Here is a 19,018-nt window from a genome sequence, read left to right on the forward strand (position 1 = left end):
GCGGCCGCTCCCTCCTCCACACTCCCTACTGAATACCCTCGCGCACGAACTGCCACTGCTGGTTCGCGGCGCCCGTCGCCGCGTTCTGCTGGGCGGCGGCGCCGTTCGCCGTGGACGAGCCGGCGATCTCCAGGGGCTTGCCGCTGTTCGCGTTGGTCAGCGTCCAGTAGCCGCCGCTGGTCGTGAGGTTCCAGTTCTGGGTGGCGTTCCCGGTCGGCCCCCACTGCCCGGCCTGCACCGCGTTGCCCGTCTGCGCACCCGGGATCTCCAGCAGCTTGCCGCTGTTGTCGTTGAACAGCTGCGTGCTTCCCGTCACCGGGTGGACGTTCCAGATCTGGGTGGGGTTCGCGGTGTCCGCCCACTGGCCGGCCAGCGCGCCGTCGGTGGTGAGCGCCGAGGCGATCTCCAGCAGCTTGCCGCTGTTGCGGTTCACGATCCGGAACTGCGAGTCGAGCTGCGCGCTCGGCTGGTAGACCTGCAGCTGGTCGAGTTCCGCGTACGACGTCCCCTTGCTGAACGCGATCGTGTTGGCGCCCGCATTCAGCGTCACCGTCTTCTGCGCCCAGCCGAAGCGGCCCCAGTCGACCGTCGCCGGATAGCTGATGCTCGACGCCGTCCCACCGTTCACCGAGACGTTGTGCGTGCTCGCCGCACCTGTGCCGTTGTCGTAGCGCACGTTGAGCGTGTACGAGCCCGCGCTCGGAACGCGCACCGTGAACGTGACGGCACTCGTGCTGTTGTTGATGTTGCCGACCTTGCTTCCGTTGGCGGCGTTCACGTCGGTCACCAGCGAGGTGTCGGACGTGCGTGCCGCCTTCTCCGCCTCGTACTGCTGCGCATCCAGCGGGATCGAACCCACGCGGATGTCGTTGTACGTGGTCGCCGCGTTCTCGACGTTCGTCGCCTGGTAGAGCGTGCGCCCGTCGACGCTGGTGTCGAAGCTCTGCGCGAACCCGGAGAACGTGCCGCCCGCCGTGTCGGTCGAGTCGTAGGTGACCGCCATCGGCAGCCGCTCCCACGGTCCGGCGCCCAGGTTGTAGTTGACGTAGAAGTCCTGGCCGCCGCTGATGTTCCCCGAGGCGTCGAGACCCCACTTGGATGCGACGACCACCATCCCCTTCGGGCCCCCGGTCGGCACCCACTTCACGTACGGGGACGAGCCGATCCCGCGTCCGTTGGCGAGGGCGATCTGCGTGCCGATGCTCGTGCTTGGCGACCAGGTGACCCCATCCGGAGAGATCTTGAAGTACACCGGCGCCGTGTTGTTGGTCTGGCTCGGCCGGTTGACGACCTCGAACGTGGCGAGGTAGCGGCCGTCCGGCAGCTTCGTCACCGTGATCATTCCCGGCCGGTCGCTCTGGTTGGTCGGCGCGGACACGTTGCCGAGCGCACCCCAGGTGAGGCCGCCGTCGCTGGACTCACGGTACGAGACCGCCTGCAGCACGCCGTTCGCCTTCTGCCGCTCGTCCGAGAAGTACGCGGCGAGCTTGCCGTTTCCGTCGACGATCAGCGACGGCTCCCACACCGTCGTCGTGGTGGAGGTGGGAGACGGGTCGTACGTCGCCGGGCCGCCGGTGTCGATGGTGCTGAGGTACGACCAGGTGGCTCCGTGGTCCCCGCTCTTGTAGACGACGAGCCTGCTGCTCGACCGGTCCGTCGGCATGATCATGCCGGAGAGCAGGATCGTGCCGGCGGGGAGGCTGCCGACCTGCTGGGGCAGCTCGTAGAGGAACGGCTGCGACGTGCGCGCGAGCGTCGGGAAGTCGTTGTTCGGGACGACGTCGGTGAGGTGCGTCCACGTCGTCCCGTCGTCGGTGCTCCGATAGATCGGGTACACCTGCTTGCCGCCGACGAGCACCAGCTGGTCGTAGGTGACGAGCTGGGTGCCGTTGGATGTTCCGCTGTTCTTCAGGACGATGTTCTTGGCGTATGTGGTTCCCGCCGCGCGTCCGCCCTCCGGGTTGAAGGACGTCCCGGCCGCCGGCGAGTACACCAGCGCGCCGTTGCCTGTCGTGACGGCCTCGGCGGGAGGGGCGATCGCCGCCTGGGCGAACACGGCGACTGCTGCCGCGGTGAGAGCTGCCGCCAGCATCCGGCGGCGGAAGGTTCGCGGCTGGGCCGCTCCCCCGGTGGATCCGATCATCGTGTGTCTCCGATCTGAGAGTTCGCGTCGCGGGAATCCGTGGCGCAGTGCCGACGCGGTGCGCGCCGTCACGCCTGAGGGGGTAAGCGTGCTGGGGGTGGGAGGTTCTACGGGTGGGAAGGGTCTAAGCGGTGACCGGGTTCTGTGGGGTGAGCAGGATCTCCGTCCAGGAGACGGCGGGCAGGTCGATCCGCAGGACGCCCCCGTCCGTGCTGACGGTGGTGTTGTCGGCGAGGACGACGCGTTCCGGGTTCTCGCGGTTGTTGGAGGCGTTGATGTCCGCGTCGCTCAGCGTGCGCGCGGTGACCGCGTACGTGCCGGGGTGCGCGCGGGACGGGAGGTCGATCTCGAGGGAGGTCCCGGCATCCACGGCCCGGTTGACGACGTAGACCGCGATGCTGCCCGTGCTCTCGTCGAGGCTCGCGACGGCGTCGACGAGCGGCACGTCTCCGAAACGCTCGGTCGGATAGCTGTCGCTGACCGGAGTCACGTCGAGGGCGATGCCGTTCGCGTTGGCCGCCGTCGCCGCGAACGGGAAGAAGGTGGTCTGGCGCCAGGATGCGCCCCCCGGCTCCGTCATGATCGGCGCGATCACGTTGACCAGCTGGGCGAGGGAGGCGCTGGTCACCCGGTCGGCGTGCTTCAGCAGGGTGATGAGCAGGCTGCCGAACACCACAGCATCCGCCACCGTGTACTCGTCTTCGAGCAGGCGAGGGGCAACGGGCCAGTTGTCGACGCCGGTGATCTTGTCGACGTTCTCGTAGCGGCTGTTGTACCAGATGTTCCACTCGTCAAACGAGATGTTGATGGTCTTGTCGCTGCCGCGCACCGCTTTGACGTGGTCGGCGGTGGCGGTGACGCTGCGGATGAAGTGGTCCATGTCGATCCCGGATGCGAGGAAGCTCGCCAGGTCGCCGGTGTTCTCGTAGTACGCGTGGCAGGAGATGTAGTCGACCGCGTCGTACGCGTGGGTGAGCACGACGCGCTCCCACTCGGCGAACGTCGGCATCGACGAACTGGACGAGCCGCAGATCACCAGCTCCAGGTCGGGGTCGAACGCCTTCATCGCGCGTGCCGTCTGGGCGGCGACCTTGCCGTAGTCGTCGGCAGAGCGGTGTCCAAGCTGCCACGGGCCGTCCATCTCGTTGCCGAGGCACCAGATGCGCACGTCGAACGGCTCCGTGCGTCCGTTCGCCGCCCGCCGGTCCGCGCGCGCCGTGCCCTGCGCGAGGTTAGCGTACTCGAGCAACTCCAGCGCCTCCGGCGTTCCCCGGGTGCCGAGGTTCACCGCGAGCATGAGCTCGCTGCCCACGGCGTCCAGCCAGCGCTGGAACTCGTGCAGGCCCACCTCGTTCGTCTCGGTGGTGTGCCAGGCCAGGTCGAGCCTGGTCGGCCGTTCCTCCCGCGGCCCGACGCTGTCCTCCCAGTTGAAGCCGGAGACGAAGTTGCCTCCCGGATACCGGATGGCGGTGACGCCGAGCTCCTTGACGAGCTCGATGACGTCGGTGCGGAAGCCGTCGCCGTCGGCCAGCGGGTGGCCGGGCTCGTAGATGCCGTCGTAGACCGAGCGGCCCAGGTGCTCGACGAACGAGCCGAACAGCCGCGGGTTGATGGCGCCGATCCTGGCCGACGTGTTGATGGTGAGGTGTGCGATGTGCATGGATGTGTTCCGTTACGGGTTCGGCGTGAGGCGGCTGGCGGACGGGGCGGGAAGGGCGGACAGGGCGGACGTGGCGTGGTGCCGATAGCGGTCGGCGACCGGGTTCCGGGAGCGGAGGAGACCGTCGCCGGTCTCGACGAGGTCGTAGAGGCCCATCGTGAGCAGGTGGTCGGCGCGCGGGTTCTCGCTGTGCCGCCAGGTCCACTCGTACATGTCGAAGAGAGGCCACCAGGTGTATCCGACGATGTCCGTCCCCTCCGCGCGCATCCGGTGCACGAGCGCGACGGAGTCGTCGAGCCAGGCGATGCGTTCCTCGACGCTGCCGGTGACGCAGGTCTCGGTGACCATGACGGGCGCTCCGTACCGGTCGGCGTACGACTGCAGCGCATCCCGGAGCCCGGCGGCGCCCCTGTCGACCGATGGCCGGGGGTCGGCGAAGCCGCCCGCGTGGTGCACGCCCGCCTCGAACAGCTCGGTGGAGTGGCGCGGGTAGTAGTTGACGCCCATCACATCCGGCTGCACGGTGTGTGCGGCGAACCAGGCGAGGTCGTCGTCGGTCAGCCCGTTGGCGCGCAGGCCGGCGGCCAGTGGATGGCGGTCGTCCACCCGGCCCGTGACGAGGTCCTCCACCAGGTGCACCTGCTCGGAGAGCCGCTCCGCCTCCTCCGCGTGCTCGGGGGCCGTGTCCGCGCCGACGAACCTCATCGCCGCATCCACGTGGACGAAGGATGCGCCGGGCAGCACCTCTGCGATGCCGCGCTGCGTGTGCACGAAGCCGCGCGCGAGGTTGGCCGCGATGGTGGTGAAGCCGCGCGCCCCGGAGAGGTACGGAGGCCAGTACGCGTACTCCCCGGCGAACAGTGCGTGGATCACCGGCTCGTTCACTGGCGTGTAGTCCTGTGCGACGTCGGCATAGCGCTCGGCGAACCGGACGGCGTACTCGGCGACGTGCTGCGGATAGTCCGGATGCGCGAACTGGTCGTCCAGCCACGTCGGCGTGCCGTAGTGCAGCAGGTCGACGATCGGGCGCAGCCCGGCGTCCGCCATGCTCGCCAGCGCACGGTCGGTCCACGACCAGTCCCAGCGTCCTGGCTCGGGTGCGACGCGGTACCAGGGCACGCCCCAGCGCAGCAGCTCAGCACCGACCCCGGCCGCGAGCCGGAAGTCGTCGTCGAACCGTTCGTAGTGCTCTGTCAGCTCGTACTCGTCGATGGCGCGCTCGCCCGGCCGCGTCTGCGGCACGAAGGTGTCCTCGATGCCGAGCGCGAAACGCAGGCGGCCGTCCTCGAACCAGCGAGGGGTCTGTCGGGTCATGCCGGTCACTTCAATCCGGTTGTCGCGACCGATTCGATGAACCGGCGCTGGACGATCAGGAACAGGATGGCGAGGGGCAGCACCGCGATCAGCGAGCCGGCCATCATCGTGCCGTACGGGATGATCCCGCTCGGCCCGGTGAGCAGCGTCAGCCCCGAGGTGACGGTCCCCATCTCCGGCGTGGTCGTGAAGACCAGCGGCCAGAGCAGGTCGTTCCAGTTGTTCACGAAGGTGAAGATGCCGAGCGTGAGCAGGGCGGGCAGCGCGTTCGGAAGCACGACGCTGCGGAACACCCGGAACTCGCTTGCGCCGTCGATGCGCGCCGCGTTGTCGAGGTCGCGCGGGAGGGCGATGAAGAACTGGCGGAGGAAGAAGATCCCGAACGCGTCCGCTGCGCGCGGCAGGATGAGCCCGGCGAACGTGTTCACCAGCCCGAGGTTGCCGACCAGCTGGTAGATCGGGATGAGCGTCGCCTGGAACGGGATCATCAGGCTCGCGACGATCACGATCAGGAGCACCCTGTTCCCGCGGAAGTCCAGCCGCGCCAGGGCGTACGCCGCCAGCGAGTCGAAGACGAGGGCGAACAGCGTCACCCCTCCCGCGAACACGAAGCTGTTCAGGAACAGCCTCGCGAACGGCAGGTCGGCGAAGATGCGCGCGAAGTTGTCGAGCGTCCAGGCGCCCGGCGCGAGCGTCGGAGGGTACGCGTTGATCTCGGAGGACGGCTTGAACGCCGTGAAGACGATGACGATCACGGGCAGCAGCACGATCAGCGTCAGCGCGAGCACCGCCGCGAACAGCAGCCACTTGGATGCGCGCTTGCCGACGCGCAGGCCGGGTCGCGTGAGCGTCCCCCGTCGGTTCTGGATGGTCGAAGTGGTCATCAGCTGAGGTCCTTTTCACGACGGCCGAAGAAGCGGAACTGCACCAGGCTGAGGATCAGCGTCGCCAGCAGCAGCACGTACGACAGGGCGGACGCGAGGCCGAGGTCGAGTTTCTTGAAGCCCTCCTGGTAGATCTCCATGACGACGGTCTGGGTGCTGCGGTACGGGCCGCCTCCCGTCATCACGTAGATCTGGTCGAACGCCTGCAGCGCGGCGATCATGGCGAAGATCACGACGAAGGCGAGCGTGTTGCTCAGCTGCGGCAGCGTGATGTTGGTGAACCGCTTCCAGGCGCCCGCCCCGTCGATGCGGGCCGCCTCGTACAGGCTCACCGGGATCTCCTGCAGTCCGGCGATGAAGATCACCATGTAGAACCCGAAGCTCTTCCACACGGCCACCAGCACGACCGTCGGCATGGCGAGCACGGGGTCCTGCAGGACGTTGCCGAGCTGGATCCCGACCGACCGCAACCAGAAGTTGAGGAGCCCGACCTGCGGGTCGAGCAGGTACGACCACGCGAAGGCGGCGACCGCGAGCGAGACGATGAACGGCACGAATAACGCCGTGCGGAAGAACCCACGCCCGGCCAGCCGGGGGTTGTTGAGCAGCAGCGCGAGGGCGAGCGCCCCGATCAGCGCGGTGGGCGTGAACAGCACGGCGTAGAGGGCGGTGGTCGACAGCGTGCCCAGGATGCTCGGGTTCGTGAAGATCTCGACGTAGTTGCCGAAGCCCACCCACTGCTCCGGCCCGAACCCGCTGCTGTCGGTGAACGACGTGCGGAGCGCCGAGAGCATCGGCCAGGCGACGAAGGCGGTGAGGATGATCAGTGCAGGCAGCAGGAAGATCAGCGCGATGCGGGCCGATCCCTTGCGCGTCCTGATCGGTCCGCGACCCCCGAGGGGCGCCGGAGGCCGGTAGGCCCGTTTGGGTGGTCTGACGGTCGTTGTCATGGTGTCTCCACAGCGGTAGCCGCCGCGCCGGACGGGCGGCGGCTACCGGGTTGTCGGAACTGCTCTGTTACGTGCTCAGCGCTTGCTCAGCGCCTATTTACCCAGCGCTTGGGTGACCTTGGTGGACGCCGCGCTCAGCAGGTCGCTGGGGTCTCCCCCCGCGAGCGACTTCTGCGTCGCCTCGTCGACCGCCGAGAGCACATCCACACTGTTGGCCACGCCGGGCAGCAGCGGACGGGCGGTTCCCGAGATGGCCGTCAGCGCCGCGACCACCGGGTTCGACGACACGTCGGAGGCGGGGATGTCGGTGCGCAGGGGCGGCCAGCCGGAGCCGAGGGACCACTTCGTCGCGACCTCTTTGGTGAAGAAGTAGTCGAAGAACTTCTTGGCCGCAGCCTGCTTGGTCGAGTCGGCCTGCGCGGTCACGGCCGCGCTGATGCCGATGGCCGACGCCGCCTGCTCCTTCGGGCCGGCGGGGATGCCCGCGATGCCCCAGTCGATCTTCGCGTCTGCCGCGACCCCGGCCATCCACGGGCCGCCGATCTCCATCGCGGCCTTGCCGGAGCTGAACAGCTTGTCGGACGCGACGCCGTCGAGTCCGGTGGGCGAGATGTGCCCGGTGGTGACCGCGTTCGACCAGAACTTCAGGGTCTCCACGTTGGCGGCGGAGTCGACGACGGACTTGCCGCTCTTCACGATGTCTCCGCCGTTGCCGTAGAACAGGCTGGCCCAGACGCCGTTGCCGACGGTGGCGTGGTCGGGCAGCGCGAGGCCGTACTGCTCCGGCGTGCCGTCGCCGTTCTCGTCGACGGTCAACTTCTTGGCGTCGGCGACCCACTCGTCCCAGGTGGCCGGGAAGGTGGTGATGCCGGCTTTCTCGAACAGGCCCTTGTTGTAGATGACGGAGAGCGGGACGAAGCCGGTCGGCACGCCGAAGTACGAGCCGTCGACCTTCTCCATCTCGACGGCGCGCGGGTTGAGGTTGGCGCTCTTGATGCTGTCGGACGCGTAGAAGTCGTCGAGCTTCGTGAACGCGCCCTTGCTGGCGTAGACGGGGAGGTTCTCTGCGGGGAGGGCGACGATGTCCGGGCCCTTCTTCGCGCTGAGCGCCGGGAGGAGGGTGTCGCCGATGACGGCCCAGGTCTTGGTGGTGGTCTTGATCGTGATGTTCTTCTGCGACTTGTTGAAGTCGTCGACGATCTGATCGAGGACCTTGCCGTCTGCCTCGGTGTATCCGTGCCAGAAGGTCAGATCGACGTGGGAGGAGGACGATGAGCCGGTGCCGGAGCCTGAGCAGCCCGCCAGCGCGACGGCCGCCCCCGCCGCGAGCGCGACGGCCGCGATGAGTTTCTTCATTGAATGCCTCTCAGAGTGACCGACGACGGCGTCGATCCACGGGTTTTTACAACGTTGAATTTTCAACGTTGTATCGGATTATAGAAAGAACCATTTCCGGATGTCAACGTTCGGTATCGTTAGCGTCTCACGCCCTCGATGGCGCGACCGACGAATGGAGTCGCCGAATGCTCGTCAGACACCGCGATGCCGAACCCTCGATCGACCCCGCCGCCTTCGTGGCGTCGACGGCCGTCATCGTGGGGAAGGTCCGGATCGCGGCGGGCGCCCGCATCCTGCACGGCGCGGTGATCAGCGCAGAAGACGGCGAGGTCGTCATCGGCGAGGACACCGTCGTCATGGAGCACGCCGTCATCCGGGGAAGGGCCGAGCATCCCGCCCTGGTCGGCGCCGCCGTGATGATCGGTCCGCACGCGCACATCAACGGGAGCACGGTGGGCGACGAGGCGTTCATCGCGACCGGCGCAGCGCTCTTCCCCGGAAGCACCGTCGCTGCGGGAGCCGAGGTCCGCATCCACGGCGTCGTGCAGGTCAACACGACGCTGCAGCCCGGCGCCGTCGTCCCGATCGGCTGGGTCGCCGTCGGAGACCCGGCGGTCATCCTCCCTCCGGACCGTCATGACGAGATCTGGGCGATCCAGCGCGGACTGGACTTCACCGGCACGGTCTACGGCGTCGACCCGGATGCGGGGATGAGGACGATCATGCAGAAGCAATCCGATTTCTACGGCGCGCATTCCGCCGACCAGGCCGTCGACCCGCACTGACCCCGTCCGTCAGCTGCTGTGCGCCGACGTGACTGCCGACATCGACAGGGTGGACTCCCTGGCGACCGTGGTGAACGGCACCTCGATCATCCTAGGCGCTCCGATGTGCCCGTCACGGTCGCCGATGCGCTCGATGAGCGCTGCGACGGCGCGCTCGGCGATGTCGGCACGGCCGGGATCGATGGTGCTCAGGCTCGGCATCGCGAACTGACCTTCGATGAGGTTGTCGAACCCGATCACCGCGACGTCGTCCGGCACCCGCACGTTGTCCTGGTGCAGCACGCGCAGCGCGCCGAGGGCGAGCTCGTCGTTGAGTGCGAAGATCGCATCGAACGGCGTGCCGGAATCCAGCAGCTCGCGCGTCGCTGCCGCGCCGTCCGTGCGGTGCCAGCCCTCGCGGAACACGACCAGCTCGTCCCCGGTGTCGATGCCGGCGTCCGCGAGCGCCCGACGGTACCCCTCCAGCCGCAGGGACGCGGAGCCGACCCGCTCAGCGACGTGCGCGCCGAGCACGGCGATGCGCCGCCGGCCGGAGTCGATGAGATGCGCGGTGGCCGCATACCCGCCGTTGACGTTCTGCATGACGACGTGATCGGTCGGGCCGCCGAAGATGCGCTCGCCGAGCAGCACCAGCGGGTAGTCGACGTTCAGGGAGTCCGCGTCGTCGGTCGACATGCCGAGCGGGGAGAACAGCAGGCCGTCGAGCATGGACAGCCGCGACCCGCGCAACAGCTCGAGTTCCGCATCCCGGTCGCCGCCCGTCTGCTCGATCAGGGTGACGAAGCCGAGCTTGCGTGACGCCTCGAGCACGGCATCCGCCAGCTCGGCGAAGTAGCTGAAGCTGAGGGAGGGGACGGCCAGGCCGATCACGCCGGTGCGGCCCGCGCGCAGATTCCGCGCGGCGAGATTCGGCTGGTAGCCGAGCTCCTCGATCGCGGAGAGGACACGCTCCCTCGTCGACGCCTTGACGAACTCGTACCCGTTGACGACGTTGGACACGGTCTTCACGGAGACACCGGCCGCCCCGGCGACATCCTTCAGCGTCGCGACCACCTGGCGCCTCCCTCGGACGGATTTACAACGTTGCTAGCTTCGCACACGTTGCCGTCACGACGTCAAGGATCGCCCGATTCGGCCTCTCAGCGCGCCGCCCGGGGCCCCCGGTCAGACACCGGGTGTATTCACCCAGTGTCTGACCGCTCCCCCCAATACGGCGCGACGCGCATGCGCCACCCGAGACGTAGCGCCATCGGTGCCAGAGTGGCGAAGCCGAATAAGCCACTCCCCCTTAACGTACGAACTCTCCACGGCGGAGAAAATGCCACTTTGGTCGCATATCCGGAGGCGCGGACGGCAAAGATGTGACTTTGGTCGTAGTCTCCGGCATCGTGCTGCGGGCTGCGGCGTACGCATGATGAGCGGGTGACCCGAACCATCGGGGTCCGCGCAGAGGCGAGCGGGCCCCTCTCCGTCCTGCGTACCCTCTGCTGGTCGTACACCGAAGCACGGCCCATCGTGCTGTGGGTGTTCAACCTGCGGTTCCTGGTGGGCGGGATGCTGGCGTTCGGCGGGGAGATCCCGGTCGTCAGAGCGGTGGTCGGGGGCGCGTCGTGGTTCCTGGCCGTGTGGGTGGTCTACCTCGTGAACGGCATCAGCGACATCGCCGGGGACCGGGCGAACGGGTCGCACCGGCCGCTCGCATCCGGAGCGCTCACGACGAACGCGGCCGGCTCGTGGTGCGTGGTGCTCGCCGTGGCGTCGCTGAGCATAGCCGTGCACGTCACCCTGGTGTTCGTGCTGCTCGTCGTCCTGATGCTGACCCTCGGCCTCGCGTACTCGCTCGGTGCTCACGCCGCGAAGAAGTGGGCGGTTCCCGCCCTGGCGGTGGCCGCATCCGGTGGCCTGCTCACCTACCTGGCCGGCGCGGAGGCGTTCCATGGCACCATCCCGTCCGCCGTGCCCGTATTCGCGGTGGTGATGGCGCTGTGGATCGCGGTGGTCGGGCACGCGAAAGACTTCGGCGACGCCGTCGGGGACAGGATCGCCGGGCGGCGGACACTGCCGATCGTGCTGGGCGAGCGGGCGGCGCGGCTGGCCGTCGCCACCGGGTCGGCGGCGATCGGCGGGCTGGGCGTGCTGGCCGCCGCCCTCAATCCCGCTCTGCTGTCGCTGGCAGCGCTCGGTCCGTGCGCCGTCGCCGTCAGCGGCCTGTCGATCGCCGGACGCGGACAGGACCGGCGCGCGCAGCGACGGCCGTATCGCGCATTCATGGTGTCGCAGTACACGGTCAACCTGCTCGCCGTGGGCCTGGCGGCCACGCCGTGATAGAAAGCACAGGATGACTACGAGACCGATCGACGCCGACCTCGCCGAGGCGCGCGCCGCCGTCGTGGAGCGCGTGACCAGCGCCCTGCGTTCGGCGGACAGCGTCCTCGTCTCCGACTCGTACATCGAGGCCGAGTTCCTGGCGCAGGTGCAGCGCATCCTCGCCCAGACCTTCGCGTCCCTCGGGCTGCTGCCGCCCTCCGAGCCGCGGCAGGCGTCGCGCGGCGCGGAGGTGGGCGAGCAGCGGGCCCGCCAGAACGTGCATCCGGTGGACAGCCTCAAGGCGGCGACGCTGCTGTTCGACGAGGCACTCAGCGTGCTGGTGGATGCGGTGGGCCACCTCGTGGGGAACGACGAGATCGCCAGGGCGCTCAACGCATCCATCATGGGCAACGTCATCCCCGCCTCCGTCGCGTACGTGAACGTGCTGCTGGAACGGCTCGCCGTCGCGCACAGCGAGGAGCGGCTCGGCATCTCCCGCGAGCTGCACGACAGGGTCGCGCACAGCATCGCGGCCGGGATGCAGCGCGTCGACCTCAGCGGCCTCTCCGACCCGGAGGGCAGCGCAGCCCAGGCCAGGCTGGCGGAGGGCATGGCCCTGTTCGACGGCGCGCTCGACGAGACGAGGGCCATCGCCAGGGATCTGCGGCACTTCGTGGGAGACAAGCGGCTCGACGAAGCGCTCGACGACTACGTCGCCGACCTCGACGAGGCCGGGCCTCCGGTGATCGTCGAGCTGGACGGGCAGCCGTTCCGGCTCGGCACCGGAACGCAGGAGGAGGCGTTCATCATCGTGCGCGAGGCCATCCACAACGCCCGCCGCCACTCCGACGCCGACAGTATCGTCGTGCGTTCCACCTGGCGGCCGGAGAGCGTGCTGCTGTCGGTGCGCGACGACGGTCACGGGTTCGAGCACGACAGGATCCGCTCCGGCGCGCTCGGGCTGGTCGCGGCGCAGGAGCGCGCGGAACTCATCGGGGCCGACCTCACCATCGACCCCGGCCCCGGCGTCGGCACGAGGGTCGAGCTCACCATCCCTGTCCAGGAGGCCGGCGTATGACGGCGGAACGTCGCAGCATCGTGATCATCGACGACCACAGCCTGTTCCGGCAGGGCATCCGAGCGCTGCTGGAGAGCGCGTTCGACATCGTCGGAGAGGGCGGAACGAGCTACGACGCTCTCCGGCTCGTCGCAGACAGCGCGCCCGACGTGCTCCTGCTGGACGTCGAGCTGCCCGGCATCCCCGCCGAGCAGACCATCACGCGCATCCGGAGGGACCACCCCCAGGTGGCGGTGGTCGTGCTCACCATGCACAACGACGTCGCCCTGGAACGGCAGCTGCTCCGCGCGGGGGCCAGCCACTACGTCACCAAGAAGATCAGCGGGGAGGACCTCTCGATGATCGTCTCCGGCGCGCGTCCTGCACCGGCCACCCCGCATCCGGCGGGAGACGACGTGGATGCGGGCGGCAACGCCATCCTGACCAGCCGCGAACTCGAGGTGCTCCGGATGATCGCGCAGGCGTACACGAACCGCGACATCAGCGTGCAGCTGCACATCGCGGAGGGCACCGTGAAGCGCCACACCACGAACATGTACCTCAAGCTCGGCGCCACCTCCCGCATCGACGCTGTGCGCAAGGCGGCCCGACTCGGCCTGCTCGACGGCCCCGCACCATACGCGCCCTGAGGTCGGCCAGCAGCGTCCCTGACGTCCCTCTGTCGCCCGCGTCCGTCGTCCGCTTCCGCCACCGGATGCGCCGCGACCCGGTGACAGGACCGGCCGCGTCCCGTAGCCTCGACAGCATGACGGAGCCGTCAGCAGCCGCGTCAGTCACGTCCGCCTCCCCACCGGCGGGCGGCACCCGCACGTTCATGCAGGTGCTCGTCAACACGATGATCGCCAACGTCACGACGAGTTTCCTCTGGTTCGCGCTCACGTTCTGGGTGTACCTGGAGACGCGCTCCGTGCTCGCGACCGGCATCGTCGGCGGTGCATACATGCTGCTGGTCGCCGTGTTCTCCATCCTGTTCGGCTCGATCGTCGACCGCTACCGCAAGCACGCCGTGATGGTGGTGGCGAGCGCCGTCACCCTGGTGTCGTTCTGCATCGCCGGGGTCTTCTACCTGCTCTACCCCGAGTCGACGCTGCTCGACCTCGGCGGGCCGATGTTCTGGGTGTTCGCCGGGATCATCCTGTTCGGGTCGGTGATCGAGAACATGCGCAACATCGCGCTGTCGACCACGGTGACCCTGCTCATCCCGGTGGAGCGCCACGCCAACGCCAACGGACTGGTCGGCACGGTGCAGGGGCTCGCCTTCATCGTCACCAGCGTGTTCAGCGGTCTGGCCATCGGGATGCTCGGGATGGGCTGGACGCTCGTCATCGCCATCGCGGTCACCGGGCTGGCGCTGCTGCACCTGCTGTTCCTGCGCATCCCGGAGGACGCACCGCACGCGGACGGGGAGAAGCCGCCCGGCATCGACCTCCGCGGCAGCATCGCGGCGATCCGCAGCGCGCCCGGCCTGTTCGCGCTGATCGTGTTCTCCACGTTCAACAACCTGATCGGCGGCGTCTATCTGGCGCTGATGGACCCGTACGGGCTCGAACTGTTCCGGGTGGAGGCGTGGGGCATCGTCCTCGCCGTCACGGCGACGGGGTTCATCATCGGTGGCCTGCTTGTCGCGAAGTTCGGGCTGGGCACGAACCCGATCCGCACGATGCTGCTCGTGGTGATCGCGATGGGCGTCCTGGGCGCGCTGTTCACCATCCGGGAGTGGTGGTGGCTGTACGCGCTCGGCATCTGGCTGTACATGACGCTGATCCCCGTGGTGGAAGCGGCGGAGCAGACGGTGATCCAGAAGGTGGTGACGTTCCGGCGCCAGGGGCGCGTGTTCGGGTTCGCGCAGGCGATGGAGTCCGCCGCCGCACCGATCACGGCGTTCCTGATCGCCCCGATCGCGCAGTTCGTGATCATCCCGTACATGGCCGGCGACGACGGGCAGGCGACCTGGGGCTGGCTGCTCGGGGAGGGCGACACCCGGGGCATCGCGTTCGTCTTCCTGGTCTCCGGTCTCGTGATGGTGCTGCTCGGGGCAGGGGCGTTCCTCACCCGCGCGTACCGGATGCTCTCCCGAGAGTACGAGACGGCCTAGCGAGATACCGCTAACTGCGGCGCATCCCGGGCGTTTCGCGACAGTTAGTGGTGTCTCGCGGTGGAGTCGCGCGGGATGAGGGTGGTGGAGAGTTCGATGCGGGGTGGACGGGAGGGCTCGTCGTCCTGGTGGGTCTGGCGGGTTTGGAAGAGGAGGCCGACGGCGCCGGCTCCCATCTCGGCGACCGGCTGGTGCACCGTCGTGATCGCGGGCGTCGCCCACTCGGCCTCCGGGCCGTCGTCGAAGCCGACGACGCTGAGGTCGCCCGGGATGCTCAGGCCGAGCGAGCGGGCTGCGTCGTACACGCCGAGCGCCATCAGGTCGGAGCAGGCGAAGACGGCCGTCGGCCGGTCGTCGGCCGACAGCAGCTCGACGGCGCGCTCGGCGGCCAGCGCCCTGCTCCAGTCGGCGAACGCGACGGCCGGCTCTGCCACTCCCGCTTCGCGGAGGGCGGAGCGGAAGCCGTCGATCCTGGCCGTGTTGTAGAGGTGGTCTCGGCCGCCGCCGATGACGCCGAAGCTGGTGTGGCCGAGCTCCAGCAGGTGCTCTGCCGCGGTGCGGCCGCCCTCCCAGTTGGTGACGCCGACGCTCGGCACCGGCGCGGCGGGCCTGCTCATCGGCGTGACGAGGACGACGGGGACGCCACCGGCCGACAGGGCGGCGAGTTGCGCATCCGTCGGATCGACAAGCACGATCACGGCGCCCTGCGACGGCCGCCGGAGCAGGCGGGAGACCCAGTCGCCGTCCCCGCGGGCGATGGTGATGACCACGTCGACGTTGGCGGCGGCGGCCGCCCGTTCCACACCGACCAGCACCCGGTTGGCCCAGCTGCCGTCGACGTGGTTGACGACCAGGTCGATGAGCGGTGGAGCCTCGGAGGAGACCGACCTGGCCCGTGGACGCGGGGCGCCTTTCGCGTATCCGACCTCCCGGATCGCGGACATCACCCTGTCGCGTGTGGCCGGAGAGATGTCCGTTCCGCCCCGCAGAACTTTCGAGACCGTCGGCACGCTCGTGCCGGCAACGGTGGCGACGTCCGACAGGGTCGGCTGCCGCTCCCGTTTCTTCTCTGGGGACATGATCAGAGCATATACATACAATCAACTTGCGCAAGTTTTCGCGATGTGAATCGGTTGCATCCGTTGTATTGACTGTGCGAGGATCGCACCGTCGCTTCGCTCTGAAAGCTTCTTTTGCGCAATTTCTTGCACTTCAGGGGCCGGCGGGTCGGCACTCCATCACTCAACGATGACCACCGGCAAAGCTGCCGGGAATGGAGAAGACGATGCCCGGGTTCGACACCCCCCTGACGGTCTCCCGCCGCGGACTGCTCGCCGGCGCCGGAGGAGTCGCCGTTCTCGCCGCGCTCGCGGCGTGCGCACCGGCCGGTGGAGGCGGAGGCGGTTCGGGAGCGATCAAGTTCTGGAACATGCCGTGGGGGAACACCCAGTTCACCCCGCTCGACAAGAAGATCACCCTCGGATACAAGCCGAAGAGCGGGCTCCCCTCCGCCAGCTACCAGGCCGTGCAGTGGGCGAACTTCACCACCACGTTCGCGTCGGCGGTCGCATCCAACACGGGTCCGGCGGTCAGCAGCGGAAGCGGAACGCAGGCGTTCCAGTTCTCGCAGCAGAACCGGATCGCGTACGCGGACCACCTGCTGGAGTCGTGGAAGTCGAACGGCATGTTCGACGACTTCCTCCCCGGCCTCCTCGACACGATGAAGACGTCGCGCGGCTACGTCGCCCTCCCGTACAACCTCGACATGCGCGCCCTCTGGTACCGCAAGTCGCTGCTCGAGAAGGCCGGCGTCGAGCCGCCCACCGACTGGCAGTCGTACCTGGACGTCTGCGAGGCGCTCAAGAAGATCGGCATCTTCGGCTATGGGATCGCGGCCGGCGCACAGGGCAACGGCGCGCAGGGCATCGTCGGACTGATGATCAACAACGGCGGAGGGCTCTTCGACCACGACCAGAAGCCGAACTGCGTGACGCCGCAGAACATCCAGGCGCTCGAGTTCATCGTCGAGATGGTGAAGAAGGGCTACATGGACCCCGGCAGCGTGAGCTACTCCAGCAGCAACGCGCAGGCGCAGTGGAAGAACGACAAGTTCGCGATGGGGTTCGAGGCGCCGTCTCTCGCCCAGATCCTCGGCGGGACGGTCCAGGACGACATGAGAGTCGGCGACCCGCTGGTCAGCGCGAACGGCACCAAGGGCGCGCTCTACTTCTCGAACAACATCATGATGTACAAGAACACCCCCAGCCAGAAGGGCTCCGAGGCGTTCCTGACCTACTACTACCAGAACATGAAGCAGCTCTGGACGACGAGCACCGGAGCCGGCCTCCCCGTGCTGCGCTCGATCGCCGAGACCCCGGAGTTCCGCGCGGATGCGAACGCGGCCAAGATGGTCGACGTCTGGCAGCCCGTGTGCAAGACGTGGGCCGCCCCGGGAAACGACGCGCTCTTCCCCAACGTCGCCCTCGTGGACAGCACCCCGGCCATGTCGACGTTCGCGCAGAGCATCCTCTCGCTCAAGGTCACTCCGAAGGATGCGCTCAGCACCCTGCAGAAGGCCATCACCGCCGGGATGAAGTGAGTGGCGATGTCCACCGAAACTCTGCGGCGATCCGTCGACAGGGCGCGCAGCGGGGTCGGCTCGTCCGGCCGTGGCCGCCCGCCCGGCGCCGGACGTCCCCGCCGCCGCTTCAGCGTCTCGTGGACGCTGCTGCTGTTCGCGCTCCCCTCGCTCATCCTGCTCGTCCTGCTGAACGCCTATCCCGTTGTCTACGCCGCCCTGCAGTCTCTGCGGAACGGCGACCTCATCGACGCGGGCGACTTCGTCGGCCTGGCCAACTACGTCACGGTGCTGCAGTCGCCCGAGTTCTGGCGGGCGGCGCAGTTCACGGTGGTCTTCACGATCGTCGGCGTCTTCGGAAGCTGGGCGATCGGACTCGCGCTCGCCCTGCTGCTCCGGCCCCGCACCCCGGGCGGCGGCATCTTCAAGGTGCTGCTCCTGCTCCCCTGGGTCGTGCCGATCGTCGTCTCGGCGATGTCCTGGAACTGGCTCGTCGCGACGCCGCAGAGCCCGCTTCCGATGCTGACCAAGGCGCTCGGTCTCGGCGACACCCTGTTCCTCGCCGACCCGACACTCGCGCAGATCACCGTGTGCATCTTCAAGGTGTGGATCAGCTTCCCGTTCATGATGATGATGATGAGCTCGGCGCTCGCGTCGGTGGACGCCAACGTCTATGAGGCGTCCCGGGTGGATGGCGCAGGACCTTGGCAGACATTCCGCCACATCACGCTGCCGATGATCTCGCGCTCCACCTTCATCAGCTGGATCCTGATGACCATCTTCTGCGTCAACGACTTCCCCACGGTCTTCCTCCTCACCGGGGGCGGCCCGCTGCAGTCGACGCAGACGCTCGTCGTGCTCGCGTATTCGACGGTCTTCCAGAACTTCCAGACCGGGCCCGGGGTGGCCATCGCCTTCCTGATGACGCTCGTGCTCGTCGTGATCTCCGTGTTCCTCTACCGACGGATTCGAAAGGTCGACATCTCGTGACCACCACCACCGCCGAGACGACCGGAGGGCGCATCCAGTGGCTGCGGTTCTCCGCCCTGCTTCTGATCGCCGCTCTCGTGCTCGTTCCGCTCGCCGCCGTGATCTTCCTCTCCCTGCAGCCGGCCTTCGGCAGCAGCACGCAGGGACTCACCCTCGACAATTACGCGACGGTGTTCTCGGAGACCGGGGTCGCCGCCTGGCTGGGCAACAGCGTCCTGGTCGCTCTCATCACCGTCGTCGTCGCGATCGTGGTCGCCGCCCCTGCCGGATACGTCCTGTCCCGCGGGCGCGGGCGCCTGGTCTCCGGATACTCGCTCGGCCTGTTCGTCATCCAGTCGCTGCCGGTGATCACCTCGATCATCCCGTTGTTCATCCTGTTCGCGAACCTGGGGCTGGTGGACAGCCTCGGCGGCATCATCATCCTGTACGTGGGCGGCACCCTGGCGGTGGCGACCTGGATGATGGCGGCGTACTTCGACTCCATCCCGATGGCGCTCGAGGAGGCGGCCTGGATGGACGGCTGCTCGGTCTTCACCGGGTTCCTCCGGATCGTGCTCCGCAACTCGCTCCCCGGCATCCTGTCGACGGCGATCTTCTCGTTCCTGCTCTCCTGGAACGACTACCTCGTCGCGGTGATCTTCCTCCGCTCCGAACAGAACTACACACTGCCGATCGGCCTGCAGACCTTCTTCCAGCAGAACGCGACGGACTGGGGACCGGTGATGACGGTGGCGGTCGTGATGATGGTGCCGCCCATCCTGATCTTCGCCTTCCTGAACCGCTACTTCAGCGTCGGAGGCATCGGCGGGTCGCTGGCGGGTCGCTGAGCCCCACTCCGCCGATGTCGCCAGACTGATGCTGTGGCCGGCGGCCGACGACTCCCGGCCGGCCACCGC

General features: G+C 68.2%; 16 protein-coding genes. 8 read left to right on the plus strand and 8 right to left on the minus strand.

Features of this window, described 5'->3' with window-relative positions; translation table 11 throughout:
* Positions 1 to 25 precede the first annotated feature (25 nt).
* The 6 genes from ACN6M5_RS09685 to ACN6M5_RS09710 form a co-directional block, all read right to left on the minus strand.
* Positions 26 to 2,143 (minus strand): RICIN domain-containing protein, encoded by a 2,118-nt coding sequence (locus tag ACN6M5_RS09685; protein ID WP_434949465.1) that lies wholly within the window; start codon positions 2,141 to 2,143, stop codon positions 26 to 28.
* A 124-nt stretch (positions 2,144 to 2,267) separates the two neighbouring features.
* Positions 2,268 to 3,803: an arabinosylfuranosidase ArfA gene (arfA, locus tag ACN6M5_RS09690; RefSeq protein ID WP_434949466.1), complete on the minus strand. Its 1,536-nt coding sequence runs from the start codon at positions 3,801 to 3,803 to the stop codon at positions 2,268 to 2,270.
* A 12-nt stretch (positions 3,804 to 3,815) separates the two neighbouring features.
* Positions 3,816 to 5,117, minus strand: coding sequence for a family 1 glycosylhydrolase (locus ACN6M5_RS09695; RefSeq protein WP_434949467.1), 1,302 nt, complete (start codon positions 5,115 to 5,117; stop codon positions 3,816 to 3,818).
* A gap of 5 nt (positions 5,118 to 5,122) precedes the next feature.
* Positions 5,123 to 6,001 (minus strand): carbohydrate ABC transporter permease, encoded by an 879-nt coding sequence (locus ACN6M5_RS09700; RefSeq protein ID WP_434949468.1) that lies wholly within the window; start codon positions 5,999 to 6,001, stop codon positions 5,123 to 5,125.
* On the minus strand, positions 6,001 to 6,951 hold the full coding sequence (locus tag ACN6M5_RS09705; protein WP_085368902.1) for a carbohydrate ABC transporter permease: 951 nt from the start codon (positions 6,949 to 6,951) through the stop codon (positions 6,001 to 6,003). Before ACN6M5_RS09705 ends, ACN6M5_RS09700 begins: the two co-directional genes overlap by 1 nt.
* Positions 6,952 to 7,044: 93 nt before the next feature.
* A complete protein-coding gene (locus ACN6M5_RS09710) occupies positions 7,045 to 8,307 on the minus strand; it encodes an ABC transporter substrate-binding protein (RefSeq protein WP_434949469.1) in 1,263 nt (420 codons plus the stop codon).
* A 167-nt stretch (positions 8,308 to 8,474) separates the two neighbouring features.
* Here ACN6M5_RS09710 and ACN6M5_RS09715 point away from each other — a divergent pair, with 167 nt between their 5' ends.
* Complete coding sequence (locus ACN6M5_RS09715; protein ID WP_434949470.1) at positions 8,475 to 9,074, plus strand: gamma carbonic anhydrase family protein; 600 nt, start codon at positions 8,475 to 8,477, stop codon at positions 9,072 to 9,074.
* Positions 9,075 to 9,083: 9 nt separating this feature from the next.
* On the opposite strand, the gene ACN6M5_RS09720 is transcribed toward ACN6M5_RS09715, so the two are convergent.
* Positions 9,084 to 10,127: a LacI family DNA-binding transcriptional regulator gene (locus ACN6M5_RS09720; RefSeq protein ID WP_085368905.1), complete on the minus strand. Its 1,044-nt coding sequence runs from the start codon at positions 10,125 to 10,127 to the stop codon at positions 9,084 to 9,086.
* A 369-nt stretch (positions 10,128 to 10,496) separates the two neighbouring features.
* On the opposite strand from ACN6M5_RS09720, the gene ACN6M5_RS09725 reads away from it, so the two are divergent.
* The 4 genes from ACN6M5_RS09725 (at position 10,497) to ACN6M5_RS09740 (ending at position 14,554) form a co-directional block, all read left to right on the plus strand.
* Entirely contained in the window at positions 10,497 to 11,399 is a 903-nt protein-coding gene (locus ACN6M5_RS09725; protein ID WP_434949471.1) for a UbiA family prenyltransferase, read from the plus strand.
* 13 nt (positions 11,400 to 11,412) lie between these two features.
* Positions 11,413 to 12,459, plus strand: coding sequence for a sensor histidine kinase (locus ACN6M5_RS09730; protein ID WP_434949472.1), 1,047 nt, complete (start codon positions 11,413 to 11,415; stop codon positions 12,457 to 12,459).
* Positions 12,456 to 13,088 (plus strand): response regulator transcription factor, encoded by a 633-nt coding sequence (locus tag ACN6M5_RS09735; RefSeq protein ID WP_434949473.1) that lies wholly within the window; start codon positions 12,456 to 12,458, stop codon positions 13,086 to 13,088. The genes ACN6M5_RS09730 and ACN6M5_RS09735 overlap by 4 nt, the downstream gene beginning before the upstream one ends.
* Positions 13,089 to 13,204: 116 nt before the next feature.
* Positions 13,205 to 14,554: an MFS transporter gene (locus ACN6M5_RS09740; protein ID WP_434949474.1), complete on the plus strand. Its 1,350-nt coding sequence runs from the start codon at positions 13,205 to 13,207 to the stop codon at positions 14,552 to 14,554.
* Between the two features lie 44 nt (positions 14,555 to 14,598).
* Here the strand turns inward: ACN6M5_RS09740 and ACN6M5_RS09745 are convergent, their stop codons facing one another.
* On the minus strand, positions 14,599 to 15,633 hold the full coding sequence (locus ACN6M5_RS09745; RefSeq protein ID WP_434949475.1) for a LacI family DNA-binding transcriptional regulator: 1,035 nt from the start codon (positions 15,631 to 15,633) through the stop codon (positions 14,599 to 14,601).
* 206 nt (positions 15,634 to 15,839) lie between these two features.
* Between ACN6M5_RS09745 and ACN6M5_RS09750 the strand changes: the two genes are divergently transcribed.
* The 3 genes from ACN6M5_RS09750 to ACN6M5_RS09760 are packed head-to-tail and all read left to right on the plus strand — an operon-like array spanning position 15,840 to position 18,949.
* Positions 15,840 to 17,153 (plus strand): ABC transporter substrate-binding protein, encoded by a 1,314-nt coding sequence (locus ACN6M5_RS09750; RefSeq protein ID WP_434949476.1) that lies wholly within the window; start codon positions 15,840 to 15,842, stop codon positions 17,151 to 17,153.
* Positions 17,154 to 17,159: 6 nt separating this feature from the next.
* Positions 17,160 to 18,122, plus strand: coding sequence for a carbohydrate ABC transporter permease (locus ACN6M5_RS09755; protein WP_434949477.1), 963 nt, complete (start codon positions 17,160 to 17,162; stop codon positions 18,120 to 18,122).
* On the plus strand, positions 18,119 to 18,949 hold the full coding sequence (locus ACN6M5_RS09760) for a carbohydrate ABC transporter permease (RefSeq protein ID WP_085368912.1): 831 nt from the start codon (positions 18,119 to 18,121) through the stop codon (positions 18,947 to 18,949). The genes ACN6M5_RS09755 and ACN6M5_RS09760 overlap by 4 nt, the downstream gene beginning before the upstream one ends.
* Positions 18,950 to 19,018: the final 69 nt, after the last annotated feature.

It is taken from the genome of Leifsonia araucanica, from assembly GCF_051161895.1.
GTDB lineage: Bacteria > Actinomycetota > Actinomycetes > Actinomycetales > Microbacteriaceae > Leifsonia.

Coding starts and splice junctions, on each gene's coding strand:
- ACN6M5_RS09755 (WP_434949477.1), top strand. CDS start 17,160: ATGTCCACCGAAACTCTGCGGCGATCCGTCGACAGGGCGCGCAGCGGG.
- ACN6M5_RS09685 (WP_434949465.1), bottom strand. CDS start 2,143: ATGATCGGATCCACCGGGGGAGCGGCCCAGCCGCGAACCTTCCGCCGC.
- ACN6M5_RS09750 (WP_434949476.1), top strand. CDS start 15,840: ATGCCCGGGTTCGACACCCCCCTGACGGTCTCCCGCCGCGGACTGCTC.
- ACN6M5_RS09705 (WP_085368902.1), bottom strand. CDS start 6,951: ATGACAACGACCGTCAGACCACCCAAACGGGCCTACCGGCCTCCGGCG.
- ACN6M5_RS09715 (WP_434949470.1), top strand. CDS start 8,475: ATGCTCGTCAGACACCGCGATGCCGAACCCTCGATCGACCCCGCCGCC.
- ACN6M5_RS09740 (WP_434949474.1), top strand. CDS start 13,205: ATGACGGAGCCGTCAGCAGCCGCGTCAGTCACGTCCGCCTCCCCACCG.
- ACN6M5_RS09735 (WP_434949473.1), top strand. CDS start 12,456: ATGACGGCGGAACGTCGCAGCATCGTGATCATCGACGACCACAGCCTG.
- ACN6M5_RS09695 (WP_434949467.1), bottom strand. CDS start 5,117: ATGACCCGACAGACCCCTCGCTGGTTCGAGGACGGCCGCCTGCGTTTC.
- ACN6M5_RS09710 (WP_434949469.1), bottom strand. CDS start 8,307: ATGAAGAAACTCATCGCGGCCGTCGCGCTCGCGGCGGGGGCGGCCGTC.
- arfA (WP_434949466.1), bottom strand. CDS start 3,803: ATGCACATCGCACACCTCACCATCAACACGTCGGCCAGGATCGGCGCC.
- ACN6M5_RS09730 (WP_434949472.1), top strand. CDS start 11,413: ATGACTACGAGACCGATCGACGCCGACCTCGCCGAGGCGCGCGCCGCC.
- ACN6M5_RS09700 (WP_434949468.1), bottom strand. CDS start 6,001: ATGACCACTTCGACCATCCAGAACCGACGGGGGACGCTCACGCGACCC.
- ACN6M5_RS09745 (WP_434949475.1), bottom strand. CDS start 15,633: ATGTCCCCAGAGAAGAAACGGGAGCGGCAGCCGACCCTGTCGGACGTC.